The following is a 22,240-nucleotide window of genomic DNA, read 5'->3' as shown; positions in this document are numbered from 1 at the left end:
CCGCAATGGACACTCATCGCATCCGACGAAAACCCAGGAGTCACCGATCATGTTGAAGCAGCCGAACACCAAATACCGTTCCTTTCCCAAGGTCCGACTCGCGGACCGCACCTGGCCCGACCGGGTCGTCACCCAAGCTCCCATCTGGATGAGCACCGATCTTCGCGACGGCAATCAGGCGCTGTTCGAGCCCATGAACGCCGAGCGCAAGATGCGCCTGTTCAAGAGGCTGGTGGATATAGGCTTCAAGGAAATCGAGGTCGCCTTCCCTTCCGCCTCGCAGACCGAATTCGACTTCGTCAGGACTCTGATCGAAGGCGGACACGTCCCCGCCGACGTCACCATAGAGGTGCTCACTCAGGCCCGCGAACACCTGATCCGTCGCACCATGGAATCGCTCTACGGCGCCCGCCGGGCCATCGTCCACGTCTACAACGCGACCGCCCGGCCGTTCCGGGAAATCGTTTTCGGCATGAGCCCCGACCAGGTCATCGCGATGGCGGTTTCCAGCGTGAAGCTGGTTCGGGAACTCGCGCAGGCGCATCCGGACACCGAATGGGTGCTCGAATACAGCCCGGAAGCCTTTACCGGCACCGAACTCGAGTTCGCCCGCGACATCTGCGACGCGGTAGTGGAGGCTTGGGGCGCGACGCCGGAGCGCAAGGTCATCATCAACCTGCCGGCGACGGTGGAGATGGCGACACCCAATGTCTACGCCGACCAGATCGAATGGATGCACCGGAATCTGGCGCGGCGCGAATGCGTCGTTCTGAGCGTCCATCCCCACAACGACCGGGGCACCGCGGTCGCCGCAGCGGAACTCGCGGTCATGGCCGGGGCCGATCGTGTCGAGGGTTGTCTGTTCGGCAACGGCGAGCGGACCGGCAACGTGGACTTGGTGACTTTGGCACTCAATCTGTACACCCAGGGCATCGATCCGGGCCTCGATTTTTCGAACATCAACGAGATCGCGCGGACCGTGGAAGACTGCATCCGCTTGCCGATCCATCCGCGCCACCCTTACGTGGGCGATCTGGTATTCACGGCCTTTTCCGGCTCGCATCAGGATGCGATCAAAAAGGGCCTGGCTCATCAGCGGCCCGATACATTCTGGGAAGTGCCTTACCTCCCCATAGACCCGGCCGATTTGGGCCGTTCCTACGACGCCATCATCCGGGTCAACAGCCAGTCGGGGAAAGGCGGCATCGCCTACCTGCTCGAGTCGGCCTATGGACTGGTGCTGCCTCGCCGGCTACAGGTCGAATTCAGCGGCATGGTGCAACGGCATGCCGACGCCACCGGCGCCGAAGTCATGCCGGACGAGATTTGGCGAATGTTCTCCGAAGAATATCTGGGACCGGCGACGACCATCCGCTATCTCGAGCATCATCTGGTCGAGCATGGAACGGTTCAGGGAATTCGCCTGATGCTGGAGACGAACGGCCGGCGGATCACGCTGACCGGCGAAGGCAACGGTCCCATCGATGCCGTGGCTCACGCCTTCGGGGGAATGGTGCGGGTGCAATCCTATGAAGAACGTTCCATGGGACAAGGAGCCGACGCCAAAGCCGCCGCCTTCGTCGAAGTCGCGATCAACGGCATTCCCGGCATCCGCTATGGCGCCGGCATAAACGCCAACATCGTCACGGCGTCGGTGCTGGCGATCGTCAGCGCCCTGAACCGCGGCCTCAACGGCATCGAACCCGAGGCGCGGGAAGAGGTTGTCGCCATTTTGGAAAAGTCCGTGCGACAGGTCGCTTGATTCGCCGGGAAGCGGAACGAGACGAACGGCGTTTGTCGCGAGAGCGAAGTCCAGGGAGGGACTTCGTCAAAAAAAGGAAACCGGCAAACCAATCAGGACGCTGAGAAGCTCATCATATTCTGCGTGCCCGTGTTTCCGTCCATTGGAAGACTTCCATGACGGGACTGCGCTCGGCACGCCAAATTGAAAATCGGTGTACGGACCGATGCGCCATCACTGTTCTTTCAAGCACCGCCGCTTGCATCGCGGCTTGTTGCGATGCCGGATCAACCGAGCCGGACGTAATATCCAGATCTCCTTCCACTCGATCGAGCGCGCTGTCGTCCAGCCTTGACGATGCAATACCCGTTTCTTGCCGGGACGGCTTATCCAAGGCACGAAACTCGGATTGACCATAGGCACTGGTTATGGATGAGAGCACAAGCGATAACAGACCACCCCGTGTGAATGATTTTTTCATCCGGCTCTTCATGATTTTCTGATCGAGGTAAAAAAGCGGGGGAGCGCATGACCGCTCCCCCGCCTGGTTCTCCGGCCCTCATCAGCATTCGATAGGGGCCCGAGGCTTCTCGTTATTTACCGCCAATGCTCTGCTGCGTGACCGACACGATAGTCTGATCGGCGCCGCCCTTACTAAAAAGGGCTAGATTGACCGCAGTTATCGTGGTTACGGCTATGTTCTGGTTAACGTTACCAGCGTTGACCTTACCACCGTTATCTTTCTTAAACGGTATCAAAGTCCCGCCTTCGACGGCAGAGAGTTGCCCTTCGGTCATCGGTTTTAAGCTGGACACCTTGCCCAACGCACGGAAGTCGTTATCGGCCATTGCAGGCCCGGCAACCATAACCGATGACAATACAGCCGCTAATGCATAAGACTTCATAATGGAACTCCTTCTCTCATGATCCAATAATTATGATGACGACGATTTGATCCCAGAGAAATCAAAGTATGCCGATTTTTCACGGAACCCTATCCAACCGGGCTCCGTAACCGAGCTGGCCCGGATTTTACGGACACTAATTCGAACTCCTTTTGCTCATCGTCCAAGTTTTCGATGGCCGCTTGATACGAGAGTTCAACGAAATTCTACGTACGCCGCTTGACGCAGCCGTTGCCCATCCGACTCGCGGCCGTCAGCTTACTGCACGCTTTTAGCCACCTGAGGAAGCTCTGAACAGTGGATTCCGTTCATGCCCCTTCGACAGGCTCAGAGCAGGCTCAGGAGAGCGTTCGACAAGCCTGTCCTGAGCCGAGCCGAAGGGCCTGTCCTGGGCCCTTCGACAAGCTCAGGACAGGCCTGTCGAAGAACTTAGAGCGTTTTTCATCCCGGTGTACGGCTTCGTGTCGGGCGGGAAGAACGTAGGTCGGCAATCCCTTGCCGACTTATCGGCTCGGCAAAGGATTGCCGACCTACCTATCGGGCGCTCTGACACCGAATCGGAAAATGCGCTCATCAGAGATTCCCTGACAGGCGTGACTGTAATCCGGCCGCCCCGATCGGAATAAGGCGGCCTTGGCTTTAATAGCGGAACACTGCGGGCTGGAACCGGATGCCGTCATCCGAAGCACCGACGACCGCTCGTCGCAGCGGCGCGTGCTGAAAGGCGTTGTTCGCGGCCAACGGGAAGGATTGTTCGGAGTGCCCTTCTTCGTCTACGGTCCGCACCGCTACTGGGGCAATGACCGTCTCGAGTGGTTGTGGCAATGGCGTATCGCCGATCTTGAACCGTTTGCGCAGCTGAACGCCGATCCGCGGGTGGCGGAAACGTTTCAACGCCCGGCCATCCGCTCCGTGAGCACTGTTTGTATCGCCTGCCCAAAGCGCGATGGGAATGCCCTCCCCGATTTGGAGGAGGGCGCAAAGTGCGCCGGTCTTGCCGATAAAAGCCAGACCTTTTACGGCATGCGGTGGTTTTCACTTGGGGCTCCGGCAAATTTACGGATTGCAGTTTTGGAAAGAATTCTTCGAATTGCCCGCGCATAAGTCCCGACCGGCGCCACCGTCGATTCGATCATTGCCCGGACCGCCACGAAGCCGGTCGTTACCCTCGCCACCACAAATCAGATCATCCCCGCCACGGCCGTCGATCGTGTCGTTGCCGCCCAAGCCGGAAATGACATCGTCGCCCGACGTGCCGCGCAACGCATCGGGGCCATCCGTTCCCTCGATCGCTCCGGCGGGTGGGGAGCCAGCGCACGGGTCCGTTGCCGAGGCTACGGCTATCCCTGACGGCTGGACAATGTGGGGATCGGTAATCGAAGTCAGCAAGACGCCGGTGCGCGCGTCATACACCTTGACATCATTGGCATAGTATTCCGAGACGTACAATTTCCCCTTGTAGGGATGCAGCGCGATCTGATCCCATCCGATCGATGCGAACGTACTGGAAACCGGAATTGAAAACAGATGCTCGGCGCCGAGTACCGCGGTAACTGCGTTATACGCAAAGACGTCGACGAGACCCTCGAAGCCGCTTCTGGCAAAGACCCGGCGTCCTGCGAAATCCACCAGGCCGGAAACGCCCTGTATACCGGATAACGGTCGTGTGTCGACCTGTTTTAGCCCGGGGATCGTGAACGACTTAATTTCAGCAGGAAAGCCATTAAGGACAAGGCCCGACGTGCCACCCGGAGCGCAAAAGACATTGTTGGGTTCATCGGAACCGAGAGACAGGCCCTCGCCCGTATCCCTCAACAGGCCCGCGCCATCGATGGTGAGGCGGCGCACCCTCCTGTCCGTATACGATACGGCCAGCACCGAGCCATCGCTGCAGACTTCGATCGAACTGGTATCAGAGCCCACGAACAAGGTATGGATCTCGGTCTGGCTGGCGATGTCGACGACCGAGATCGGTTGAGGATCAATGGAATCGCACACCAGCAGGAACTTGCCGTCCGGGCTGATCGCGAGCTCCTCGCCATGATTGGAAATGGGAATCGGGTTTGGGCCTTCGGCAAGTCGGGGTGGCAACGCGGTCAAATCGATGACGAAGACCTCGCTGTTGAAATTGGTCACAAAGCCCCGAGTCTGATCCGGCGTAATAACAACGTCACCGATACTGAAACCTGGGATTGTCGTTACCGAGCCCAACACCGTATCGGTGTCGGCATCGAATACCGTAACTGATCGTGTAGCATCATCCGCTACCATGCCGAGAGTCCTCGCGAAGAGCGAGGGGGCCTGTAAGGCCAGGACAAGAATAACGCCATTGAGCACCGCCGCCGGGCCAATCCTTGTCCCGTAATCGCTATCCATACGACTTCATCCCTGCAGGTGTGATTGAAAGGCGGTCTGCAAAATCCATTGAAGAAAAGGTGCATAATCTTGGACACACTCAGGATCGGACCATTCGTATCGGATCCAAGAATTAACGTGAAGCGCCGTATGCGCATCAGTCGGTCGACACGGACCGGACCCATCCAATTTCCACCCTTCGTTCGAGGTACCAAGAACTATGAGTTCGTCCATCACCCGGAGAAAGTTTATGCTTGCCGCGTCGTCACTCGGGCCTCTCATCCTGACCAACCCACTTTACGTCTTCGCCAAGACCGGCCGTGGTGACTCGGAAGTATCTCGCCCACGCAATGAGGCAGAGCGACGACCGCGATCGGGTGACGAGCGGAAGCCTCGCATCCTGGTCTTCGACGTCAATCAGACGATGCTGGATCTGAATGCGCTTCGGCCGCAATTCGAGCATGCGTTCGGCAACGGCGCCGCGCTGGACGAGTGGTTTTCGCTTCTTTTGCAATACTCGATGGTTGTGTCCCTGACCGACGCGTACTCCGACTTCGGATCGATCGGCAAAGCGACGCTGGACATGCTGGCTGACACCAAGGGAATCAAGCTCTCCGCCGAGGACAAGAAGCGTATTCTGCAAGGCATACTGACGCTCCCGCCCCACCCGGACATGGTCGACAGTTTGGAACGCTTGCGCGCCGCGGGCTTCCGAATGGTCACGCTGACCAATTCGAGCCCAGCGGCCGTCAAGGCACAGCTGGAAAACGCCCGGCTCACCGAGTATTTCGAGGAGTCCATCTCGGTGGACTCCATACACCGTTTCAAGCCCGATTTGCAGGTCTATCGGAGCGCAGCCGAGCATCTCAGTGCCAAGCCGAACAAACTACGGCTCATCGCCGCGCATGCCTGGGACGTGTTCGGCGCGATGCAGGCGGGATGGCACGCCGCGTTTGTCGCGCGACAGGGAATCCCCCTGTTCCCGCTGGCTCAGAAACCGGATATCGTAGCCTCCGACATGAAAGGCGTGACCGACGCGCTCCTGCGGTAAGGTCTTGCTCTACGAGCAGCTGGCACCATCACCGTTGCTCCCCTACCGAACAACCCTATCGAGGACACAGAATGATTACCGGCGGCTGCCTGTGCGGCACGATCAGATATGAAATGGATAACCCGCTTCAGTTCGCGCGTAACTGCCACTGCGCCATGTGCCGAAAATCTACCGGCGCAGCCTTCGCGACCTGGGGCTATGTCGAAGTCCAAAATTTTCGGTGGGTCCAGGGGGAGGAGTTCTTGGGACACTACCCGTCGTCTCCCGAGATCACGCGAACTTTCTGCGAGGTGTGCGGTTCGACCCTGCAGTTTCTTGCCATGCGGGCTTCGGCGGCAGCTTTCGGTTTGGCATTGGGCACGGTCGACAGCGATCCCGGCTGCAAACCCATGCGTCATGTGATGGTCGGTTCCAAGGCGCCATGGTTTGACATCACCGATCATTTGCCGCAATCCATGCTGGCTGCGCCGGATGACTAATTAGCCGGCATTCCGTGCTCCGACCTAAAAAGGACATACCACAGTACGTCCGTTCTAAACCAGGCAGTTCGACGCCCTCAGGAGAATCCAGCTTCATGAACACCTATCTGGTCTTCTCGTCGTCTTATACTTTCTGCTGAGTGTTCATGTCTCCGGGCGTCAGGGGGCTAGCAAAACGCTCATCGGCATGGATGCCGATCCGTCGAGCCCCCTCAACAAGGCCATTCGCGCGCATGGCAATGCCGCGGAGTACGTGCCCCTGTTGATCGTTCTTTTTCTTTACTTCAATACCGTTGGCGCCGGCGCATGGGTCGAGTGGACGGTAGTCGCCCTCACCCTCTGCCGAGTGCTTCATGCGGCGGGCATGCTGATGTCCGCCGATCTCAACCGGCCCCATCCGCTTCGCATCATCGGAGCCTTGGGTACTTACCTCGGCGGTTTCGCCCTCGGAATCGCTCTCTTGCTTAGCACAGCATCGTGAAAGAAATGAAAATAGCCATCATCGGAATCGGCGGGGTGGGCGGGTATTACGGCGGCAAGCTGGCCCGGTTTTACGCGGCTGGAAATGATCCCGAGATCGTGTTCGTCGCCAGGGGCGAGAACTTGAGGGCGATCCAGGCTCACGGCCTTCGTCTGACTACCGAAAACGAAAGCTTTACCTCGCGGCCTCACGTGGCCACCGACGATCCGTCCGAGCTTGGGGTCTTCGATTTAGTCCTGTTTTGCGTCAAGTCCTACGATCTCGAATCCAGCGCGCATTCCCTCAAAGGCAATGTCGACGAACGGACCACGATCATCACGCTGCTCAACGGCGTCGACAACGCCGAACGCTTGAAAGCGATTCTCCCCGAAGCGCGCATTTGCAACGGTTGCGTCTACATCGGCGCCCGCCTCGCTGCCCCAGGCGTAGTCCACCAGGCCGGAGGATCGTGCAAACTGTTTTTCGGCCCGGAGAGCGCAACAGCCGGAGATTTCGAAGCGATCGAAGCGCTCCTGCGGAAAGCGGACATCAAGGCCGAGTACCGGCGGGACATCGACGCCGTGGTCTGGGAAAAATATCTGTTCGTTTCGCCTTTCGCGAGCGCGACGGCCTATTTCGACAAAACTCTCGGCGAACTCATGGACGACGACGAAAGCAAGGCGGTCCTGATCAGACTATACGAAGAACTCGAACGCGCCGCACGGGCGAAAGGCGTTCGTCTCCCGCTCGACATCCGGGAGCTCTCGCTGGGCAAGGCCGCATCGTTTCCCCATGGTGCGAAATCGTCCATGCACATGGACTTCGAAAAAGGCGGGCGGACCGAATTGGAAACGATGACGGGAGCCGTGGTCGGAATGGCGCGCCAGTACGGAATTCCCGCGCCGCTCCACGAACAGGTCTATCGCGCCTTGTCGGCGCGTGCGGAACGGTTCGTCCAGAAAAGCGAACCGGCGTGAATGCGCTTCAGCTCATAGGATGCGCTGAGGTACGACAAATCGGCAGGGCGAGGCGCAACGCGACGAGCGGGCAGGCCAGGGACGGGCTGCCCCGGACTCGCGAGCGAAGCGGGACAGCGTAGCGTGGCGAGGCCAATTTGCACTGCGGAGCCGCCCACAGGGTGCCGGATAGGAAGGTCCGGCATGAACCGCATCGATCGCGAACAATGCCTGTCCTGAGCCCGGTCGAAGGGGGCTTCCCTTCGTTCAGCGCATCCTGTGAGCTAATAAATGGGCAGAAATACGTCAGTAACAGCCTCGCCTTCCGACACATCCGGAAAGAACCGGATTCGTTGCAAGAACATCGGAAAATCTCTCGGTTCTTCTCCGCTTTGCGGCAACCATTCGGAATAAAGGTATCGGATGGTATCTCGAAGGGTGTCATCGGAGCCGATGTGCCGCAACACCGCGCATCTGCCTCCGGGAATGGTTTTGCTCACTATTCGGACTTCGTTGTTGGCGAGGTCGTGAACGGTTGCTGCACATATGTCGATACGATAATCCTCAGGGGCGATTTCTGCCGGGTCGTTGTAGAGAATGTTGAATGTGGCACTAACCTTTGGCGAGAGATGATTCTGCTTTCGCCATTCGATGAATTTCCGTATTGAGTTACCGATCAGTTGTGGGTCGCCACGATGTTCAAGCGCGGCGACCTTGGTTTCATTGAAGGTGACGATTTTGACCTGCTCGCCGTTCGTTATCGATTTCATGTGATTGCTCCTTAGTTCGCTCAATCGTTGATAGGTCGCGTACCAAGGATTCCACTGCGGCTGACGCCTGAATTCGGAAGGTGACTGCCCGATGCTCTTTTTGAATGCGCGAGAGAACGACTCTGGCCCTTTGTAGCCACTGGTCAAAGCTATGTCGATGACTTGGCGGTGGCTGCGAAATGCTAGCTGATAAGAGGCTCGTTTCAAGCGACAAAGTTGAACATACTCGTATACACCGATCCCGAAGAGTTCAGAGAACTGCCGGTGGAAATGATATTTCGAGAAGGCCGCAACACCGCTGAGTATTTCCACGGAAAGGTCGTCCTCCAGGTGGTTATCAATGTATTCAAGCACCTTCCGGAACCGAGCGTGGACCTTCGCTGTGTTAGTGTTCAAAGAAACGTCTCCTTGGCGTTCAGGAGACTATCGTTCCAAGAACGAAGGGGCATAACAGATCTTGCGGAGCTAACGTTTTTGTTGACACATAATCGGGATAGGGCGATGCCTTACGGCACCGCTCCTCCCACACCACCGGGCATACGGGTCAGGTACCACGGCGGTTCGATGAATAACGGCCATCTCATGCTGCCAGCTCCGGCAGCCCCAGGTTAAGGAAGGTACGGCGCGGTAAGGCCAGCGTCAAAGCGGGCGTCTTGCTAAGCCGCCAGGGGCCATGCGCCGATTTACTAGTGTTCCAGGCTTCCCGGACGCTGACCCCGCATCTTCTCAGTTCGCGGTAACCCGCTCTTCCCCATTGCTTCCACTGATAGTAGCCGTAGGCGAATCCGGTTATCGAGCCGTTGTCGGCAAAGGGTTGCCGACCTACAACATCTGTAATCGCCGATGTCAGTCAGGGGCCGGCAAAAACCGGGGACGACACCTTGGGCAAAGTCACCTTCACCAGCAAGCCGCCGCCCGGTCGGTCGGCCAGGGCAATTTCGCCGCCGTGGCGGCGCACGACCATGCGGGCGATGGTGAGCCCCAGCCCGGTGCCGCCGGTTTTGCGGCTGCGCGAGGCTTCCAGGCGGAAGAACGGGACGAAAACCCGATCCCTCATCGCGTCGGGAATTCCGGGTCCGCGGTCGCCGATGGTGATCTCGATGCAGTCGCCGCTATCGATCAGCACCACGTCCGCTGCTCGCCCGTAGGTCAGGGCATTGTCGATGAGGTTGGCGAAGGCGCGGCGCAGCGACACCGGGCGGCCCGAATATTTCAGATGCAAGGGGCCTTCGCAGGAAACAGGCTTTCCGGCGTCGGCGAAATCGTCGCATAGGCTTTGCAGCAGTACCGACAGATCGAGAACGGTCGGAGGTTCCGCCGCCGAATCGTCGCGGGCGAAGGACAAGCTCGCTGTCAGCATCGATTCCATCTCGTCCAGGTCGGCGGCCGCTTTCCGGCGTTGAGCGGGGTCTACTATCAATTCCGTGCGGAATCTCAGCCGGGTCAGTGCGGTTCTCACATCGTGGGAAATGGCGCCCAGCATTAAAGTACGGTCTTCGATCAGGCGGCGGATGCGGTTTTGCATGTCGTTGAAAGCCGCCGCGGCCTGGCGGATTTCGCTGGGGCCGGTCTCGCTCATGGGCGGGACATCCACATTGGCGCCGAGCCGTTGCGCGGCAAGGGCGAACCGGGCCAGTGGAGCGGTCACCTTGCGCGCGGCCCATAGCCCCAACGCCATGATGCCGAATAATGACACGCCGATTGCCAGCACCAGCCGCAAGGTCGAAAGCGCGCCGACACGCTCGGTTGCCATCGAGAACTGCACCCAGGTGCCATCCGACAGCGCCACCCAAACGTGCAGAGGGCCCGGTGCCGGCATCATCCAGTCCAATGCCGGCCGCTGCGCGCCGGCCGGATACCCGGCCTCGACCCGCTCTAGCCCGTAAGACTCCGAAAGAACGCGGACATCGCGCGCCAGATGGTGGGTCATCGCGTCTTGAGCCATGGCGGGCGGCGTTTCTCCGGGCCGCCAGGCAACCGACAGGCCCGGTTCGCTCAAGGCGGGAATCAAGGCCGGCCGGGAATCGGGGGACACCCGATTCAGCACCGAGGCGACGACGGCGGTACGGTGCAGGTTTCGGAAAGTCTCGTTCCATCCCTTGCCGTGGAACAGATCCAGCATGAAGATCGACAGGCTTGCCAACATGGTGAGAGCAAGCCCAGCGACGAGCAGCCCAACGATCCTGCCGGCGATGCTGTCGGGCCAGAGTCTCATTGGGTCTCACTTCTCGCGAAGGACACGGGGCACGAACAAATAACCGCCGCCGCGCACGGTCTTGATCAGCGTCGGGTCGTTGGGATCGGCCTCGATCTTGCGGCGCAGCCGGCTCAGCTGTACGTCGATGCTGCGGTCGTACGGGCCGGCAATGCGTCCTTTGGTCAAGTCCAGCAACTGGTCGCGGCTCAAGACGCGTTGCGGATGTTCCGCGAAGGCAGCCAAGAGATCGAACTCGCCGCTCGTCAGCGGCATCAGCACGCCCTCCGGTGAATGCAGTTCCCGCTTGGCGAGGTCGAGCCGCCAGCCGTCGAAGACCAATGTCTTGGCTCCGTCGGACGCATGGCTCGGCGCTCCACCGGTACGCCGCAGCACCGCCTTGATTCGGGCCAGGAGTTCGCGCGGGCTGAACGGCTTCACGACATAATCGTCGGCACCTATTTCCAGTCCGACGATGCGGTCGGTCTCCTCGGCGAGCGCGGTGAGCATGATCACCGGCAGATTCGACGTCGCCCGCAGCCGGCGGCAGAGCGCGAGGCCGTCGTCGCCCGGCAACATCAAATCCAGCACCACCAGATCGAAGCGCGCGACATCCATGGCTCTCGCCATGGCGTGTCCATCCGCCGCCGCATCCACTCGATAACCATGCCGTGCGAGAAACCCGGACAACAATTGGCGGAGTTCGCGGTCGTCGTCTACGATCAGAATACGCGGAGACTTCGACATGGGCGGATTGTCAGACATCCTTCACAACATTCCAGAAAAACTTTGTAACTTTCGGTAACAGATGGCGCAAATGAAATCGGCCGTTACAAATCTGCCACTCGGCGAAACCGTTCCGTAACCGATCGGGATTATCGTGTTATCCAACCCGAATGGAGAGGTCCCAAGCAATGAACGCCCCGTCTCGACCCGAGAATTCCACTACCCCAAAACGGCTGCTGAAGCCGACCGCATGGATCGTTTACCTGGTCATCGGTTTCGAAATCCTGTTCATGATCAGTCCGGCCGCCCTCTATTTTTACTCCTTGTACGGGCCGGCCTTGAATGTTCTCAACCGTTGGGAAGCCACGGCCTGGCTGACCCAGTTCTTTCTGCCCCATATTTCGACGACCCGGAGTCCGGTTCTCAACGCGCTGCCCTGGATCGGCGGGGTCTTCGCAGTGATCGGAGCGGCATGGTTCCTGGCCTCGGCGGGCCAGCTCTATTGGAACAAGTTCCGCCAAAAAGGACTGGTCACGACGGGCCTGTATGCCTTCAGCCGTCACCCGCAATATACCGCGCTGGCGCTGCTTGGACTGGGCACCCTGCTGATGTGGCCGCGCTTTCTCGTCTTGATCGCATACGTGGCGATGCTGTTCATGTATCGCTATCTCGCCGCCCTGGAAGAGCGGCGCTGCGAAGCGGAGTTCGGCCAAGCCTACCGGGATTACCAAGCCCGCACCCCGCCGATTCTGCCTTTCATTCCGCATTCCGCGGATCGCGGCGGACATCCCCGGATCGGACTCGGTGCATTGGGCGCCGTCGCGAGCATCATCGCTGCCTTGCTCATCGGATTCGGTTTGCGGGAATATACGCTATCGGAAATCACGGCGGTTTACCCAAACCGCGCCGCCGTGTTGTCGCCTGCTCCGCTCAGCGAGGAGGAACTGCTCGCGGCCTATCGTACCGCACTCAAGAACTCAGAGGTTCCGCAGCTGCTGGCGCGCTTTGGCGCGGATCCGCTGGTGGTCCATGTGGTACCTCGGGATTGGCACCTGGCCGACTTGCCGATCGACCTCGAGCCGGGGCGAGGAGGCCACCACACGCCGGCGAACTTCGACAGACGTTACTACAAGATCCTGTTCAGCCAAGCGCGCATCCATGAGAAGCGCGCGGCCGGGACGGACATCGTTCGATCGGCCTATGGTGTCGATCCGTTGCTGTTGGTCGAAGTCGACATCGCCGCCGGCAAGGTTACCGCCATCGAAACGCCCCCTGCCCACGTCGTGTGGGGCGATATTCCGACCCCTTTGTTTTAATCACGGAGATTCGTTATGAGGTTGCATCGTCTTGCAAGGTTCGTTGTCACGGCTGCGCTTGCGGCTATCGCGTCCGCTTGCGCCGACAAATCCTTGGTCGGCACGGCAGGAAACGGCGACATTGCGACAGTCAAGGTGTCCGGAGCAAGACAAGACATATCGGCCTCACATCCAAGCCTGTTCGACCTCTACGTCTCGGGAGACGGCAATACCGTTCGGGTGCCTTCCGGGAGCGCCATCAGGACATTGTGGGTTAGCGGAGTCAATCACAGGATTACCGTTTTATCCGGTGCGACCGTGCAATCCATCCAGATATCCGGAGTCGGAACGTCCATACGTCTGCCCGAGAACATCCATGTCGCCGTGAGCAGCAGCGGGGTGGCTGGCCGGGTTGTCGATGACACTGATGGTACGGGGCTCGACGATTAGCCTCCGCGCATTTGGAAAGAGGGAGGGGACCGGCAAACATCACGCACGCACTGAAAAAGAACCATTTTGGACAATCTGAACCCATTTCGCGAAGGAGATAGAGATGACCGTTAAACCGATTCCCGACGGCTTTCATACCGTGACGCCTTTTGTAGTCGTGGAAGGCGTCCCCCGGCTGATCGAATTCCTCAAGACCGCATTCGGAGCCATCGAGTGCATCAGAATTCATGACGCCGAGGGGCGCGTCATGCATGCCGAGGTCAAAATCGGAGATTCGATCGTGATGATGGGCGAGGCGATGGAACGACGTCCTTGTATACCGGCACTGCTTCATCTCTATGTACCCGATACGGATGCGACCTATCGCGCGGCACTGGATGCCGGTGCGACGTCGTTCATGGCACCGGGCGATCAGTTCTGGGGCGACCGTATGGCAGGCGTCAAAGATCCGGCCGGCAACCACTGGCTGATAGCGACCCATGTGGAGGATGTCGAGCCATCCGAGATCGCCCGGCGGGCGCTGGCTTTCAAGAAGGAATGAAACGACGACCTACCAAGGCAGTTGCCACTGCGGAATTCATACCTTTGGCGAAGGCACCGACCCCTCGGGCCGCGCCATGGCGGCCATCAATGCCCGCTGTCTCGAAGGCATCGATTGGTCACGAGTTTCGACCAAGCACTTCGACGGGCGCAGCCTCTGACCGTGTCGTCCGGCGAGGAGCGACAGCGATCAGGCAGACCGCTTTTAAAGCAAGGAACCATTCATGACACGCGACGAGCAATCCATACGCGAACTGATAACGACCTGGCATCGCGCTACCGCATCCGGCCAGGTGTCCGAGATTCTGCCCCTCATGTCGGAAGACGTCGTTTTCCTGGTCGCAGGGCAAGCTCCGATGTGCGGCCGGCAGGCATTCGAACAAGGCTTTCGCAACGTGCTGCAAACCCACCGCCTGCATGTCGAGGGCGAGATTCGGGAGATCGAGATCTCGGAAAATTGGGCTTATTGCTGGAGCTGCCTATCGGTTACCGTGACGCCCCGAAACGGGGGGGTTCCGGTACAGCGGACCGGCGACACGCTAACCATTCTCCGCAAGGGAGCTGATGGGGCTTGGAGGGTTTTTCGCGACGCCAACCTGCTGGCCGTCGCGGCGTCCGAGAAGACCGATGATGCTTAACCCGGCGTGGCTCGGAAAACATGAACGTAAAAGAGCGGCCTTGTCCTTGTGGCGGCGCTCACTCCGGTTCGGCGCGTATTTCTACATCGTGCCCAGTTGGTTCATATGCTCTGTGCCGCAAATCGAGTCCAGATGACCGTAAGCGTGATGAACCCGGCAAAAAATGCGGCAAACCGGACCGGCACGTAATTAAAGCCGATATGGATAACCGCATGGGCATAGCGCGTTGCCACGAAAATCCAGGCCAAAGCAACCTGCACATTGTCGAACTTGCCAGTCGTCAACATGAACAAACAGACAACATAGAAAAGGACGGGGAGTTCCAGGAGGTTCATATACGCTCTGGCAGGACGTTCAATCCATTCGGCGGGCACTGGCGCAGTCGACGCATAAGTCCGGAAGTAACGCTCCGATGCCGTGCCACGGATGAATGCAAGGTTTCTGTATACGACCATCAGTACCGTCACCATGGCTGTAAGGCCGGCAAGCGCAACAACCGGCTTAATCAACATGCCGGGATTCAGGTGGACATCCGCAGTAGCGGGCGTCATCCGAATAGCCGCCACCAGCATCGCAACGAATAGTGCGACGATAATGCCGACCATAATGTATGTTCTAACCAGTGTATCCGTGGGGACTTTCTCAACTGTCCAATCAGTCTGAAGGTGTCCGTGCTGCTTGGAAGGGCTGGTCATAGTGTCTCTCCTTGCTGCGGGTCGGGATAGTTTCGGGGCGCATCGCTCCACGCTTCGAGGCGCCCCAAGCTTAAATACTTGTATTATGCAAGCGCTGTACTTTCGCACATGGCATTGCCTTTGCCAAGTGCCGGCTTGGCTCGGGAGACGGTTCAGGCCAAGTGCTCAGCTTCCCAGCGTTCCAGCTTCTCCAGAACTTTCCTGACAAATTCGTCGCGGTTCCCCTCCAACTGACCGGCGACGTCGGGCGGAATCTTGGCAGTGCCCACATGCTCATCGGACCATTTGACGATTTCGATCATGACATGGATCAGCGCCTTGCCGGATGGCGTCAGGTAGTACAGCTTGCGGGTCTTGCTTTCCGGGTGCGCGACGGATTTGATCAGGCCGGCCTGAACCAGGCGGCGAAGCCGGTCGGCCAGGATATTGGTGGAAATTCCTTCGAAGGAATTGAGGAGATCTTTGTATTCGTGCAGGTTGCGGAACATCAGGTCGCGGACGATCAAGAGCGTCCATCGATCACCGATAAGGTCCAGGGCATGGGCCAGCGGACAGGGCGAGCTGTCGCTATGGCATAACAGTTTGGGCAAGACAAATCTCCAGAACAACGCTTGCGTTACGCAAGCGTTTGCAGTAGTTTCTAAAATGCTTTTGATAAACAAGTATTTTAAGCTTTGGAGGAATTCCATGACGAAAAAGTTTCTGTTGGCCGTGCTGGCTTATGTCGCCCTCTCGTTCGCCATCGGCGCCCCCTGGCACTTCATTCTGTTCAAGGATGTGTACCACGAGTTGGGCATATACAACCGTGCCGAACCGATCATCCCCCTCGGTCTACTTTCGATGTTCGTCCAGGGCGCGATCATCGCCCTGCTGTACCCGTACTTCGGCTGCGAAAAGACGCCGATTCGCTCAGGGCTGGCTTTCGGCGGCCTCATGGGCTTGTTCCTGTTCAGCGTGTCGACCTTGGCGAACGCGGCGAAAATCCAGGTCTCTTCCATCGAACTCTGGCTGACGGTTCAGAGCACCTTTCACCTGATCCAATTCGCCGCCGCGGGGGCAGCTATCGGCTGGATATACGGCAGCGACTTCAAACATGCCGGTCGATCCCAAGCTCCGGTGCGAGCCGCCGGTACCGTCCGATAATGCTGAACCGGACTTTTGGAGGAACTGATCATGGCTTGCGATCCGGGCTTGTCGCAGCGCTTGGAGGAAATGCTCGCCGAGCGTGCCGGCTTCGAGGCCAAGAACATGTTCGGCGGCATCGGCTGGCTGCTGCACGGCAACATGTGTGTCGGCATTTATCGATCATGGCTGATCGTCCGGGTGGGCGAACATACGGCCCGCCGGCTTTTCGAGGAAACCCATGTCAAACCGATGGATATCACCGGAAAGCCCATGAAAGGCTGGGCCATGATCTCCGACGAAGGGCTGGCGGAAGATCGTCAACTTCAGCATTATGTCGACTTGGCTATCGAATTCGTTACCGGCCTGCCCCCAAAAAATCCGTGATGGTGATATGAACCGTCCGCATCGATCCGGAGGACCAATCCCCATGAAGCCGTCCGACTACTGCATCTTCGACACCCCGCTCGGTCCTTGCGGAATCGCCTGGCGCAACGGCTGGACCAAAGGCGCCCCGCCGGCAGTGACTTCGTTTCAGCTTCCCGACCACACGGCGCAAGCGACGGAAGCGAGGCTCGCACGGGAATCCGGCGCGCGCCCGGCTAGCGCTCCGCCGCCCGCGATCGCGGCCATCATCGAGCGAATTCGCAGGCACTTCGAGGGAGAGGCCGAGGATTTTCGGGACATCGATGTCGACCTCGACGGCGTGGGACCCTTTGCACGGGAAGTGTATGAAGCCGCTCGTGCCATTCCGGCCGGGCGAACCATGACATACGGCGAGATCGCGGAAGCCCTGGCGCGCCCCGGTGCGGCGAGGGCCGTCGGCCAGGCTCTGGGGAAAAACCCGATCCCCCTGATCATCCCCTGCCACCGGGTACTGGCGGCCGGCGGCAAGCCCGGCGGATTTTCGGCGCCGGGCGGACTGGCGACCAAATCCCGGATGCTGGCCGCCGAAGGAGTCGCTTGGGCTCTGCCGCCGACACTCAAGTCGGCACAAGATCTCCGGCGTGCGGCGGCACGCCTTAAAGCCCTCGATCCCCGCCTGGTCGATTGCTTGTCCCGGCCCATCGCATTCAAGCCGAATGCCGAACACTCTCCCTATGCGGCGCTGCTAAGCGCGATCGTTTACCAACAACTGACGCCCAAGGCGGCAGCCACCATCCTGAACCGGGTGAAGGGACTTTATCCGGGGACGACGATTCCGGAACCCGGCGAACTCCTGAATACCCCCGACGAGGCTTTGCGGGAGGCGGGCCTGTCGAAAGCGAAAACCGCCGCGCTGAAGGATCTGGCGGCCAAGACTCTGGACGGTACCGTACCGACGGCAAGGGCCATCGTTGCGCTGCACGACGACGAGATCGTGCAACGGCTGATCTCGATTCGAGGCGTGGGGCGGTGGACGGTGGAGATGCTGCTCATCTTCAATCTTGGCCGGACGGACGTCTTTCCGGTCGACGACTACGCGCTCCGAAAAGGTATCGCGAGAGTCTACGGGATGCCGGAAGTCCCCTCCCCCAGCCAGCTCATTTCTCTGGGGGAGCGTTGGCGGCCCTATCGCACGGTGGCCTCGCTTTACCTCTGGAATGTCGTCAATGCCGAAGTCTTTTGAACGAGAGTAAACCTATGATGGATGGCAACCGCCAAGTCACCCTGTTTCATGCCCCCAATACCCGTTCTCTCGGCACCCTAACCCTGCTCGAGGAACTCGGCGCCGATTACCGGCTGCACGTGTTTAACCTGAAAACGGGCGAGCAGCGCAAGCCCGACTATCTCGCCATCAATCCCATGAGCAAGGTGCCCGCCCTGCTGCATGGCGATGCCCTGATCACCGAGCAGGTGGCAATCTTCATCTACCTCGCCGACCTCTATCCGGAGGCGGGACTCGCGCCCGCCGTCGGCGATCCCCTGCGAGGACCTTATCTACGCTGGCTGGTGTTCTACGGTTCCTGTTTCGAACCGGCCATGGTGGACAAAGGCTTGGAGCGTGAGGCCGCTCCGCGGTCGACCTCCCCGTACGGCGATTACGACACTATGTTAAAAACGCTGACCGATCAGCTCGCAAAGGGGCCTTACATTCTGGGCGAGAGGTTCACCGCCGCGGATGTGCTTTGGGGCATCGCCTTCGCCTGGAGTACAGCGTTCAAGCTCGTGCCGGAATCGCCGACGATCAAGACCTACATCGACCGCATCAATACCCGCCCAGCGGTGGCGCGAGCCAGAGCCAAGGATGCCGAGCTCGCCGCGGCTCAGGGTTAGGGCCTCTTTTCGCTTTTGTATCAAAGGGATCCATAAATGATTCGGCTTTCGTTGCAGAGGCGTGGCTTGATGCTTCTGTCGGCTGCCACCGTTCTTTTTTCTTCCGCTGCCCCTGCTCAGGAGAAAAATGAGAGCCCCAAGGAACTGGAGCTCAGTTATGAGACCTTCGACCAGCGCCCTGGCAGCGGCTGGCGCAAAATCGCCGATCAGGGAAAGTATCTGGAAGCCGCCAAGCTGATCGACCGGTACGAAAAAGAAGCCAAGGTCCTTGAGGAGTGGCAGCGCGTGAACCTGCGGTTCCATGCGGGTCAGCTCTATGCAGCGGCCGAAGAGAAAGACGAGGCGCTCGCGCGCTTTAGGGCCGCTTTGTACGAAAATGAACCGGCCGAGTCACCGATCCGGTGGAACGCTTATGTCCGGGCGACAATCGCCTTTCTGGAACGAAACCGCGAGAAACTGGCCGAACTCCGGGAAGAGATCGCCAAAGGGCCAAGACTTCAAGGTGCCGTACCGAACCTCGACGTCGTCGATCGCTTGATCACATGCTTCGACGAGCCTTATTCGGTTGCGTATGGCGGAAAAACAAAAGCGTGCAAGTGACCCATCCGCGAAAGCCGACGAAAGGATTCAGCGGGCACACGCTCGCTCATGCCGAACCTTGACCTCACGAAGCGAGTATCTGTACTCGGCTTACTCGTACGTTTGATATAGGGCGGTCCGGCGGCATCGCAGCGCTCTGCGCTGAAGCCACGGTCGCTTCTCTGCGTTTTCGGAAAGCGCCGGAAAAATTTTTCCCGATTTCACGATCAAGTGTCGAATCGGCGCTTCCCCGAACGACTATCCAGCGCCTACAGCCTTTTCATCACGATATGGAGGAAGCCATGAAATACCTGTGCCTGGTTTACAGCGAGGAAGAAAAGCTGCACAGCCTCCCCGAAAGTCCGAAAGATGCCGAATGCCTGGCCTACGCCAATTCGCTCCGCGAGAGCGGGCATCTGCTTGGCGGAGAACCCCTGGAATCGGTTCAGACCGCCACGACCGTACGGGTCCGCGGCGGCAAGGTGTCGGTCACCGATGGCCCATTTGCCGAAACGAAAGAACAACTGGCCGGGTTCTACCTGATCGATGCACGGGATCTCAACGAGGCTATCCAGATCGCCGCGAAGATCCCGCCGGCGCGCGTGGGCAGCATCGAGGTGCGTCCGATCCGGGAGTTGAAGCCGTAGGACGAATACGGTCCATCCCGCCCGTGAAATTCAACAAAAGAGAAAGCCATGAAATATCTGTGTCTGGCGTACGAAGCGGAAGAAAAACTTAACGCTTTGTCCGCAAGCGAGTGGGATGCCCTGCGGCGCGAGACGCTCGCCTATGTCGAGGAGCTTCGCGAAAGCGGCCACCTGATCGTCACTCACGCCCTCAAGAGCGTTCGAACCGCCGCGACGGTACGGGTTCGGAGCGGCGGACTATCGGTGACGGACGGTCCTTTCGCCGAAACCAAGGAGCAACTGGGCGGTTTCTTTCTGATCGAAGCCGCCGATCTGAACGAGGCGGTCCGGATCGCATCGAGGTGGCCGTCGGCGCGCCTTGGCAGCATCGAGGTCCGCCCCATCGAGCCAGTGCTGAACGTGGAAAGCCGCTACGGCGGAGCCCCGTGACGCTGCCCGACGCGAATACCATGCGATCGCAGAGAGAGGTCACCATGAATCACCCTATTTATCTACCGAAAATCGTATCCAAGGCCGAGTGGCTCGCCGCACGCGAGGAACTGCTCATCAAGGAAAAAGAACTCACCCGGGCGCGTGACGCGCTGAATGCCGAACGCCGCCGGCTGCCGATGGTGAAGATCGACAAGGCTTATGTCTTCGAAGGTCCGGACGGCCAGTTGAATCTGCCCGATTTGTTCGAGGGCCGCCGCCAGCTCATCGTCTACCATTTCATGTTCGACCCAAATCGGGACGAGGGTTGCGTCGGCTGTTCATGGGTGGTCGACAGCATGGGCCACCCCGCCCATCTTCACGCCCGCGACACCTCGCGGGTCCTCGTCTCCCGCGCGCCGCTGGCCAAGATCGAGCCGTTCAGGAAACGCATGGGCTGGGACGTGCCCTGGTATTCCTCTTTCGGAAGCGACTTCAACCGGGACTTCGGCGTCACCACCGAGCAGGGCGAAACGTTCGGCGTGAGCGTCTTCCTCCGCGAGGGAGGAAACATCTTTCAAACCTACTTCACGGCCGGACGTGGCGCCGAGTACCTCGGCAGTCATTGGAGCTACCTCGACTTGACACCCTTCGGCCGGCAGGAGGATTGGGAAGACTCTCCGGACGGATGGCCGCAAACTCCACCGTATGGATGGTGGCGCCACCATGACAAATACGCTGGGTGAAAGGGAGCTCATGTACCCCCCACTTCGGTGAAGCCCGACTCAACCCATCCATCTACGGGAGAAAAGCCATGAAAACTGAAACGACCGAAACCGAGATCCGAAACCTGGTGAACAGCTGGCTGAAAGCCGTGCTGGACGGAAACATGGACGCAATCGTTTCCCACTACGCCCCGGACATCCTCGCATTCGATGCCGTATCGCAATTGCAATTCAAGGGCGTGGACGCGTACCGACAACACTGGGAAGCCTGCCTTGCCCTGTGTCCCGGCCCGATGATCTTCGAAATTCACGACCTGAGCATCGTGGCAGGCAATGACGTGGCGTTCTGCCATGCTCTCAACCGGTGCGGCGGAACGGGAGAAAACGGCGAGGAAAAAGTCGGATGGATGCGGATGACTGCCTGCTACCGCAGGCTGAACGGACAATGGAAGATCGTGCACGAGCATTTTTCGGCGCCCTTCGATATCGAGAGCGGCCGCGCCTTGCTCGACCTCACGCCGTAACACAGCCATGAGAAAACTGCTCCGGTCGACGGTAACGTCCCTGGACCGCTCCATGGCCGGGCCTAACGGGTGCTGGACTGGCATGCCGAGGGAGAGGACTTCGGTGATGTCGATTTCGCGGTTCTTCATTCGACCACCTAGCGGCAGTTGGGCGTTTTCCATCTGTTCGCCGAAAACCAACCGATAAGGATCCACCACCATGGCAACCGAAACCATCCAAGCCTACGACGAAGCCCAGATTAGACAACTCATCGCCGATCAGATGGATGCCGTCTGCGCCAAGGACGTGGGCCGAATCATGTCCCGCTACGCGCCTGATGTCGTTTTCTACGATTGCAAACCTCCGTTCCAAACCAAAGGCGCAGAGGACTACCGCCGTATTTGGGAAGAGTGCTTGCCGTGCTTCCCGGACTCTTTCGCCATAGAAACGCGGGACCTCGACATCTTCGTAAGTGGAGACCTGGCGCTCGCCCACTGGCTGTTCCGCTTCACCGGGGAAGAAAAGGACCATCCGGCAATGCAAACCTGGATGCGGCTCACGGCCGGCTATGAGCGGAAAAAGGGCAGCTGGCGGATCGTGCACGAGCATTGCTCCCTCCCCTTCGATCCGCCTACCGGCAAAGCCGTATTCACGCTCGACCTTTAGCCCGATCCCATGACGACAGCCGCCCCGTTCGATCTTGGATGACGACTGTTTTTTTCATCAATCGATAAGAGGAGAAAA

Annotated in this window: 28 protein-coding genes; 20 read left to right on the top strand and 8 right to left on the bottom strand. The window is 59.2% G+C overall.

Annotated features, from left to right (window positions below; all coding sequences use genetic code 11):
- Window positions 1-49: 49 nt before the first annotated feature.
- Window positions 50-1,762, top strand: a complete 1,713-nt coding sequence (gene leuA / locus ACR2R1_RS17930; protein WP_434111249.1) for a 2-isopropylmalate synthase — start codon at window positions 50-52, stop codon at window positions 1,760-1,762.
- Window positions 1,763-1,874: 112 nt separating this feature from the next.
- On the opposite strand, the gene ACR2R1_RS17925 is transcribed toward leuA, so the two are convergent.
- Window positions 1,875-2,222, bottom strand: coding sequence for a hypothetical protein (locus ACR2R1_RS17925; protein ID WP_139841056.1), 348 nt, complete (start codon window positions 2,220-2,222; stop codon window positions 1,875-1,877).
- 112 nt (window positions 2,223-2,334) lie between these two features.
- On the bottom strand, window positions 2,335-2,646 hold the full coding sequence (locus tag ACR2R1_RS17920) for a hypothetical protein (RefSeq protein WP_077728724.1): 312 nt from the start codon (window positions 2,644-2,646) through the stop codon (window positions 2,335-2,337).
- 633 nt (window positions 2,647-3,279) lie between these two features.
- Between ACR2R1_RS17920 and ACR2R1_RS17915 the strand changes: the two genes are divergently transcribed.
- Window positions 3,280-3,750: a hypothetical protein gene (locus tag ACR2R1_RS17915; RefSeq protein WP_434111245.1), complete on the top strand. Its 471-nt coding sequence runs from the start codon at window positions 3,280-3,282 to the stop codon at window positions 3,748-3,750.
- Here the strand turns inward: ACR2R1_RS17915 and ACR2R1_RS17910 are convergent.
- The gene (locus ACR2R1_RS17910) at window positions 3,703-5,022 is read right to left on the bottom strand and encodes a hypothetical protein (RefSeq protein WP_434111242.1); all 1,320 of its coding nucleotides are present in this window, start codon (window positions 5,020-5,022) and stop codon (window positions 3,703-3,705) included. The two genes, ACR2R1_RS17915 and ACR2R1_RS17910, sit on opposite strands and share 48 nt — an antisense overlap.
- Window positions 5,023-5,251: 229 nt before the next feature.
- On the opposite strand from ACR2R1_RS17910, the gene ACR2R1_RS17905 reads away from it, so the two are divergent.
- The 4 genes from ACR2R1_RS17905 to ACR2R1_RS17890 all read left to right on the top strand — a co-directional run bounded on the left by ACR2R1_RS17905 (window position 5,252) and on the right by ACR2R1_RS17890 (window position 7,968).
- Window positions 5,252-6,052, top strand: a complete 801-nt coding sequence (locus ACR2R1_RS17905; protein WP_168175342.1) for a haloacid dehalogenase type II — start codon at window positions 5,252-5,254, stop codon at window positions 6,050-6,052.
- Window positions 6,053-6,123: 71 nt separating this feature from the next.
- Window positions 6,124-6,531, top strand: a complete 408-nt coding sequence (locus ACR2R1_RS17900) for a GFA family protein (protein ID WP_086134036.1) — start codon at window positions 6,124-6,126, stop codon at window positions 6,529-6,531.
- An 85-nt stretch (window positions 6,532-6,616) separates the two neighbouring features.
- Complete coding sequence (locus tag ACR2R1_RS17895) at window positions 6,617-7,012, top strand: MAPEG family protein (protein WP_077728719.1); 396 nt, start codon at window positions 6,617-6,619, stop codon at window positions 7,010-7,012.
- Between the two features lie 5 nt (window positions 7,013-7,017).
- Window positions 7,018-7,968 carry a ketopantoate reductase family protein gene (locus ACR2R1_RS17890; protein WP_240506935.1) on the top strand — a complete coding sequence of 317 codons (951 nt, stop codon included), beginning with the start codon at window positions 7,018-7,020 and terminating at the stop codon, window positions 7,966-7,968.
- A gap of 263 nt (window positions 7,969-8,231) precedes the next feature.
- Here ACR2R1_RS17890 and ACR2R1_RS17885 read toward each other — a convergent pair whose 3' ends face one another.
- The 3 genes from ACR2R1_RS17885 to ACR2R1_RS17875 all read right to left on the bottom strand — a co-directional run bounded on the left by ACR2R1_RS17885 (window position 8,232) and on the right by ACR2R1_RS17875 (window position 11,676).
- Window positions 8,232-9,113, bottom strand: a complete 882-nt coding sequence (locus ACR2R1_RS17885; RefSeq protein ID WP_347258159.1) for an AraC family transcriptional regulator — start codon at window positions 9,111-9,113, stop codon at window positions 8,232-8,234.
- Window positions 9,114-9,567: 454 nt separating this feature from the next.
- The gene (locus tag ACR2R1_RS17880) at window positions 9,568-10,932 is read right to left on the bottom strand and encodes an ATP-binding protein (protein WP_205781039.1); all 1,365 of its coding nucleotides are present in this window, start codon (window positions 10,930-10,932) and stop codon (window positions 9,568-9,570) included.
- Between the two features lie 6 nt (window positions 10,933-10,938).
- Window positions 10,939-11,676 (bottom strand): response regulator, encoded by a 738-nt coding sequence (locus tag ACR2R1_RS17875; protein ID WP_434111237.1) that lies wholly within the window; start codon window positions 11,674-11,676, stop codon window positions 10,939-10,941.
- A 149-nt stretch (window positions 11,677-11,825) separates the two neighbouring features.
- On the opposite strand from ACR2R1_RS17875, the gene ACR2R1_RS17870 reads away from it, so the two are divergent.
- From ACR2R1_RS17870 to ACR2R1_RS17855, 4 genes are all read left to right on the top strand, one after another.
- Window positions 11,826-12,953: a methyltransferase family protein gene (locus ACR2R1_RS17870; protein ID WP_166642692.1), complete on the top strand. Its 1,128-nt coding sequence runs from the start codon at window positions 11,826-11,828 to the stop codon at window positions 12,951-12,953.
- Between the two features lie 15 nt (window positions 12,954-12,968).
- The gene (locus ACR2R1_RS17865; protein WP_077728706.1) at window positions 12,969-13,382 is read left to right on the top strand and encodes a hypothetical protein; all 414 of its coding nucleotides are present in this window, start codon (window positions 12,969-12,971) and stop codon (window positions 13,380-13,382) included.
- Between the two features lie 103 nt (window positions 13,383-13,485).
- Complete coding sequence (locus ACR2R1_RS17860) at window positions 13,486-13,923, top strand: VOC family protein (RefSeq protein WP_133718823.1); 438 nt, start codon at window positions 13,486-13,488, stop codon at window positions 13,921-13,923.
- Window positions 13,924-14,146: 223 nt separating this feature from the next.
- Window positions 14,147-14,560, top strand: a complete 414-nt coding sequence (locus tag ACR2R1_RS17855; protein WP_077728703.1) for a YybH family protein — start codon at window positions 14,147-14,149, stop codon at window positions 14,558-14,560.
- Window positions 14,561-14,661: 101 nt separating this feature from the next.
- Here ACR2R1_RS17855 and ACR2R1_RS17850 read toward each other — a convergent pair whose 3' ends face one another.
- Together ACR2R1_RS17850 and ACR2R1_RS17845 are read right to left on the bottom strand one after the other, a co-directional pair.
- Window positions 14,662-15,255, bottom strand: a complete 594-nt coding sequence (locus tag ACR2R1_RS17850) for an MAPEG family protein (protein WP_086134033.1) — start codon at window positions 15,253-15,255, stop codon at window positions 14,662-14,664.
- Between the two features lie 152 nt (window positions 15,256-15,407).
- Complete coding sequence (locus ACR2R1_RS17845; protein ID WP_168183797.1) at window positions 15,408-15,845, bottom strand: winged helix-turn-helix transcriptional regulator; 438 nt, start codon at window positions 15,843-15,845, stop codon at window positions 15,408-15,410.
- Between the two features lie 97 nt (window positions 15,846-15,942).
- Here ACR2R1_RS17845 and ACR2R1_RS17840 point away from each other — a divergent pair, with 97 nt between their 5' ends.
- The 10 genes from ACR2R1_RS17840 (at window position 15,943) to ACR2R1_RS17795 (ending at window position 22,162) form a co-directional block, all read left to right on the top strand.
- On the top strand, window positions 15,943-16,398 hold the full coding sequence (locus ACR2R1_RS17840) for a hypothetical protein (RefSeq protein WP_205780664.1): 456 nt from the start codon (window positions 15,943-15,945) through the stop codon (window positions 16,396-16,398).
- Between the two features lie 30 nt (window positions 16,399-16,428).
- Entirely contained in the window at window positions 16,429-16,764 is a 336-nt protein-coding gene (locus ACR2R1_RS17835) for a TfoX/Sxy family protein (protein WP_133718821.1), read from the top strand.
- 43 nt (window positions 16,765-16,807) lie between these two features.
- On the top strand, window positions 16,808-17,986 hold the full coding sequence (locus ACR2R1_RS17830) for a methylated-DNA--[protein]-cysteine S-methyltransferase (protein ID WP_077728699.1): 1,179 nt from the start codon (window positions 16,808-16,810) through the stop codon (window positions 17,984-17,986).
- A gap of 14 nt (window positions 17,987-18,000) precedes the next feature.
- A complete protein-coding gene (locus ACR2R1_RS17825) occupies window positions 18,001-18,633 on the top strand; it encodes a glutathione S-transferase family protein (protein ID WP_347258156.1) in 633 nt (210 codons plus the stop codon).
- A 36-nt stretch (window positions 18,634-18,669) separates the two neighbouring features.
- Window positions 18,670-19,233, top strand: a complete 564-nt coding sequence (locus ACR2R1_RS17820; protein WP_434111233.1) for a hypothetical protein — start codon at window positions 18,670-18,672, stop codon at window positions 19,231-19,233.
- A gap of 281 nt (window positions 19,234-19,514) precedes the next feature.
- On the top strand, window positions 19,515-19,859 hold the full coding sequence (locus ACR2R1_RS17815) for a YciI family protein (RefSeq protein WP_077728697.1): 345 nt from the start codon (window positions 19,515-19,517) through the stop codon (window positions 19,857-19,859).
- Between the two features lie 48 nt (window positions 19,860-19,907).
- A complete protein-coding gene (locus ACR2R1_RS17810) occupies window positions 19,908-20,288 on the top strand; it encodes a YciI family protein (RefSeq protein ID WP_077728696.1) in 381 nt (126 codons plus the stop codon).
- A gap of 44 nt (window positions 20,289-20,332) precedes the next feature.
- The gene (locus ACR2R1_RS17805; protein ID WP_077728749.1) at window positions 20,333-21,013 is read left to right on the top strand and encodes a DUF899 domain-containing protein; all 681 of its coding nucleotides are present in this window, start codon (window positions 20,333-20,335) and stop codon (window positions 21,011-21,013) included.
- Window positions 21,014-21,081: 68 nt separating this feature from the next.
- Window positions 21,082-21,516: a YybH family protein gene (locus ACR2R1_RS17800; protein ID WP_086134029.1), complete on the top strand. Its 435-nt coding sequence runs from the start codon at window positions 21,082-21,084 to the stop codon at window positions 21,514-21,516.
- 199 nt (window positions 21,517-21,715) lie between these two features.
- On the top strand, window positions 21,716-22,162 hold the full coding sequence (locus ACR2R1_RS17795) for a YybH family protein (RefSeq protein WP_086134028.1): 447 nt from the start codon (window positions 21,716-21,718) through the stop codon (window positions 22,160-22,162).
- Window positions 22,163-22,240: the final 78 nt, after the last annotated feature.

The sequence above is a fragment of the Methylocaldum sp. GT1TLB genome (assembly GCF_051027445.1).
Classification (GTDB): Bacteria; Pseudomonadota; Gammaproteobacteria; order Methylococcales; family Methylococcaceae; genus Methylocaldum.
This window is presented reverse-complemented; position numbering and strand designations above follow the sequence as displayed.

Excerpts from the sequence above, each read along its gene's own strand:
- leuA (WP_434111249.1), top strand. The coding sequence starts at position 50 with ATGTTGAAGCAGCCGAACACCAAATACCGTTCCTTTCCCAAGGTCCGA.
- ACR2R1_RS17865 (WP_077728706.1), top strand. The coding sequence starts at position 12,969 with ATGAGGTTGCATCGTCTTGCAAGGTTCGTTGTCACGGCTGCGCTTGCG.
- ACR2R1_RS17860 (WP_133718823.1), top strand. The coding sequence starts at position 13,486 with ATGACCGTTAAACCGATTCCCGACGGCTTTCATACCGTGACGCCTTTT.
- ACR2R1_RS17810 (WP_077728696.1), top strand. The coding sequence starts at position 19,908 with ATGAAATATCTGTGTCTGGCGTACGAAGCGGAAGAAAAACTTAACGCT.
- ACR2R1_RS17815 (WP_077728697.1), top strand. The coding sequence starts at position 19,515 with ATGAAATACCTGTGCCTGGTTTACAGCGAGGAAGAAAAGCTGCACAGC.
- ACR2R1_RS17820 (WP_434111233.1), top strand. The coding sequence starts at position 18,670 with ATGATTCGGCTTTCGTTGCAGAGGCGTGGCTTGATGCTTCTGTCGGCT.
- ACR2R1_RS17900 (WP_086134036.1), top strand. The coding sequence starts at position 6,124 with ATGATTACCGGCGGCTGCCTGTGCGGCACGATCAGATATGAAATGGAT.
- ACR2R1_RS17890 (WP_240506935.1), top strand. The coding sequence starts at position 7,018 with ATGAAAATAGCCATCATCGGAATCGGCGGGGTGGGCGGGTATTACGGC.
- ACR2R1_RS17880 (WP_205781039.1), bottom strand. The coding sequence starts at position 10,932 with ATGAGACTCTGGCCCGACAGCATCGCCGGCAGGATCGTTGGGCTGCTC.
- ACR2R1_RS17870 (WP_166642692.1), top strand. The coding sequence starts at position 11,826 with ATGAACGCCCCGTCTCGACCCGAGAATTCCACTACCCCAAAACGGCTG.
- ACR2R1_RS17795 (WP_086134028.1), top strand. The coding sequence starts at position 21,716 with ATGGCAACCGAAACCATCCAAGCCTACGACGAAGCCCAGATTAGACAA.
- ACR2R1_RS17830 (WP_077728699.1), top strand. The coding sequence starts at position 16,808 with ATGAAGCCGTCCGACTACTGCATCTTCGACACCCCGCTCGGTCCTTGC.
- ACR2R1_RS17905 (WP_168175342.1), top strand. The coding sequence starts at position 5,252 with ATGCTTGCCGCGTCGTCACTCGGGCCTCTCATCCTGACCAACCCACTT.
- ACR2R1_RS17855 (WP_077728703.1), top strand. The coding sequence starts at position 14,147 with ATGACACGCGACGAGCAATCCATACGCGAACTGATAACGACCTGGCAT.
- ACR2R1_RS17910 (WP_434111242.1), bottom strand. The coding sequence starts at position 5,022 with ATGGATAGCGATTACGGGACAAGGATTGGCCCGGCGGCGGTGCTCAAT.
- ACR2R1_RS17825 (WP_347258156.1), top strand. The coding sequence starts at position 18,001 with ATGATGGATGGCAACCGCCAAGTCACCCTGTTTCATGCCCCCAATACC.
- ACR2R1_RS17920 (WP_077728724.1), bottom strand. The coding sequence starts at position 2,646 with ATGAAGTCTTATGCATTAGCGGCTGTATTGTCATCGGTTATGGTTGCC.
- ACR2R1_RS17850 (WP_086134033.1), bottom strand. The coding sequence starts at position 15,255 with ATGACCAGCCCTTCCAAGCAGCACGGACACCTTCAGACTGATTGGACA.
- ACR2R1_RS17840 (WP_205780664.1), top strand. The coding sequence starts at position 15,943 with ATGACGAAAAAGTTTCTGTTGGCCGTGCTGGCTTATGTCGCCCTCTCG.
- ACR2R1_RS17875 (WP_434111237.1), bottom strand. The coding sequence starts at position 11,676 with ATGTCTGACAATCCGCCCATGTCGAAGTCTCCGCGTATTCTGATCGTA.
- ACR2R1_RS17925 (WP_139841056.1), bottom strand. The coding sequence starts at position 2,222 with ATGAAAAAATCATTCACACGGGGTGGTCTGTTATCGCTTGTGCTCTCA.
- ACR2R1_RS17835 (WP_133718821.1), top strand. The coding sequence starts at position 16,429 with ATGGCTTGCGATCCGGGCTTGTCGCAGCGCTTGGAGGAAATGCTCGCC.
- ACR2R1_RS17805 (WP_077728749.1), top strand. The coding sequence starts at position 20,333 with ATGAATCACCCTATTTATCTACCGAAAATCGTATCCAAGGCCGAGTGG.
- ACR2R1_RS17800 (WP_086134029.1), top strand. The coding sequence starts at position 21,082 with ATGAAAACTGAAACGACCGAAACCGAGATCCGAAACCTGGTGAACAGC.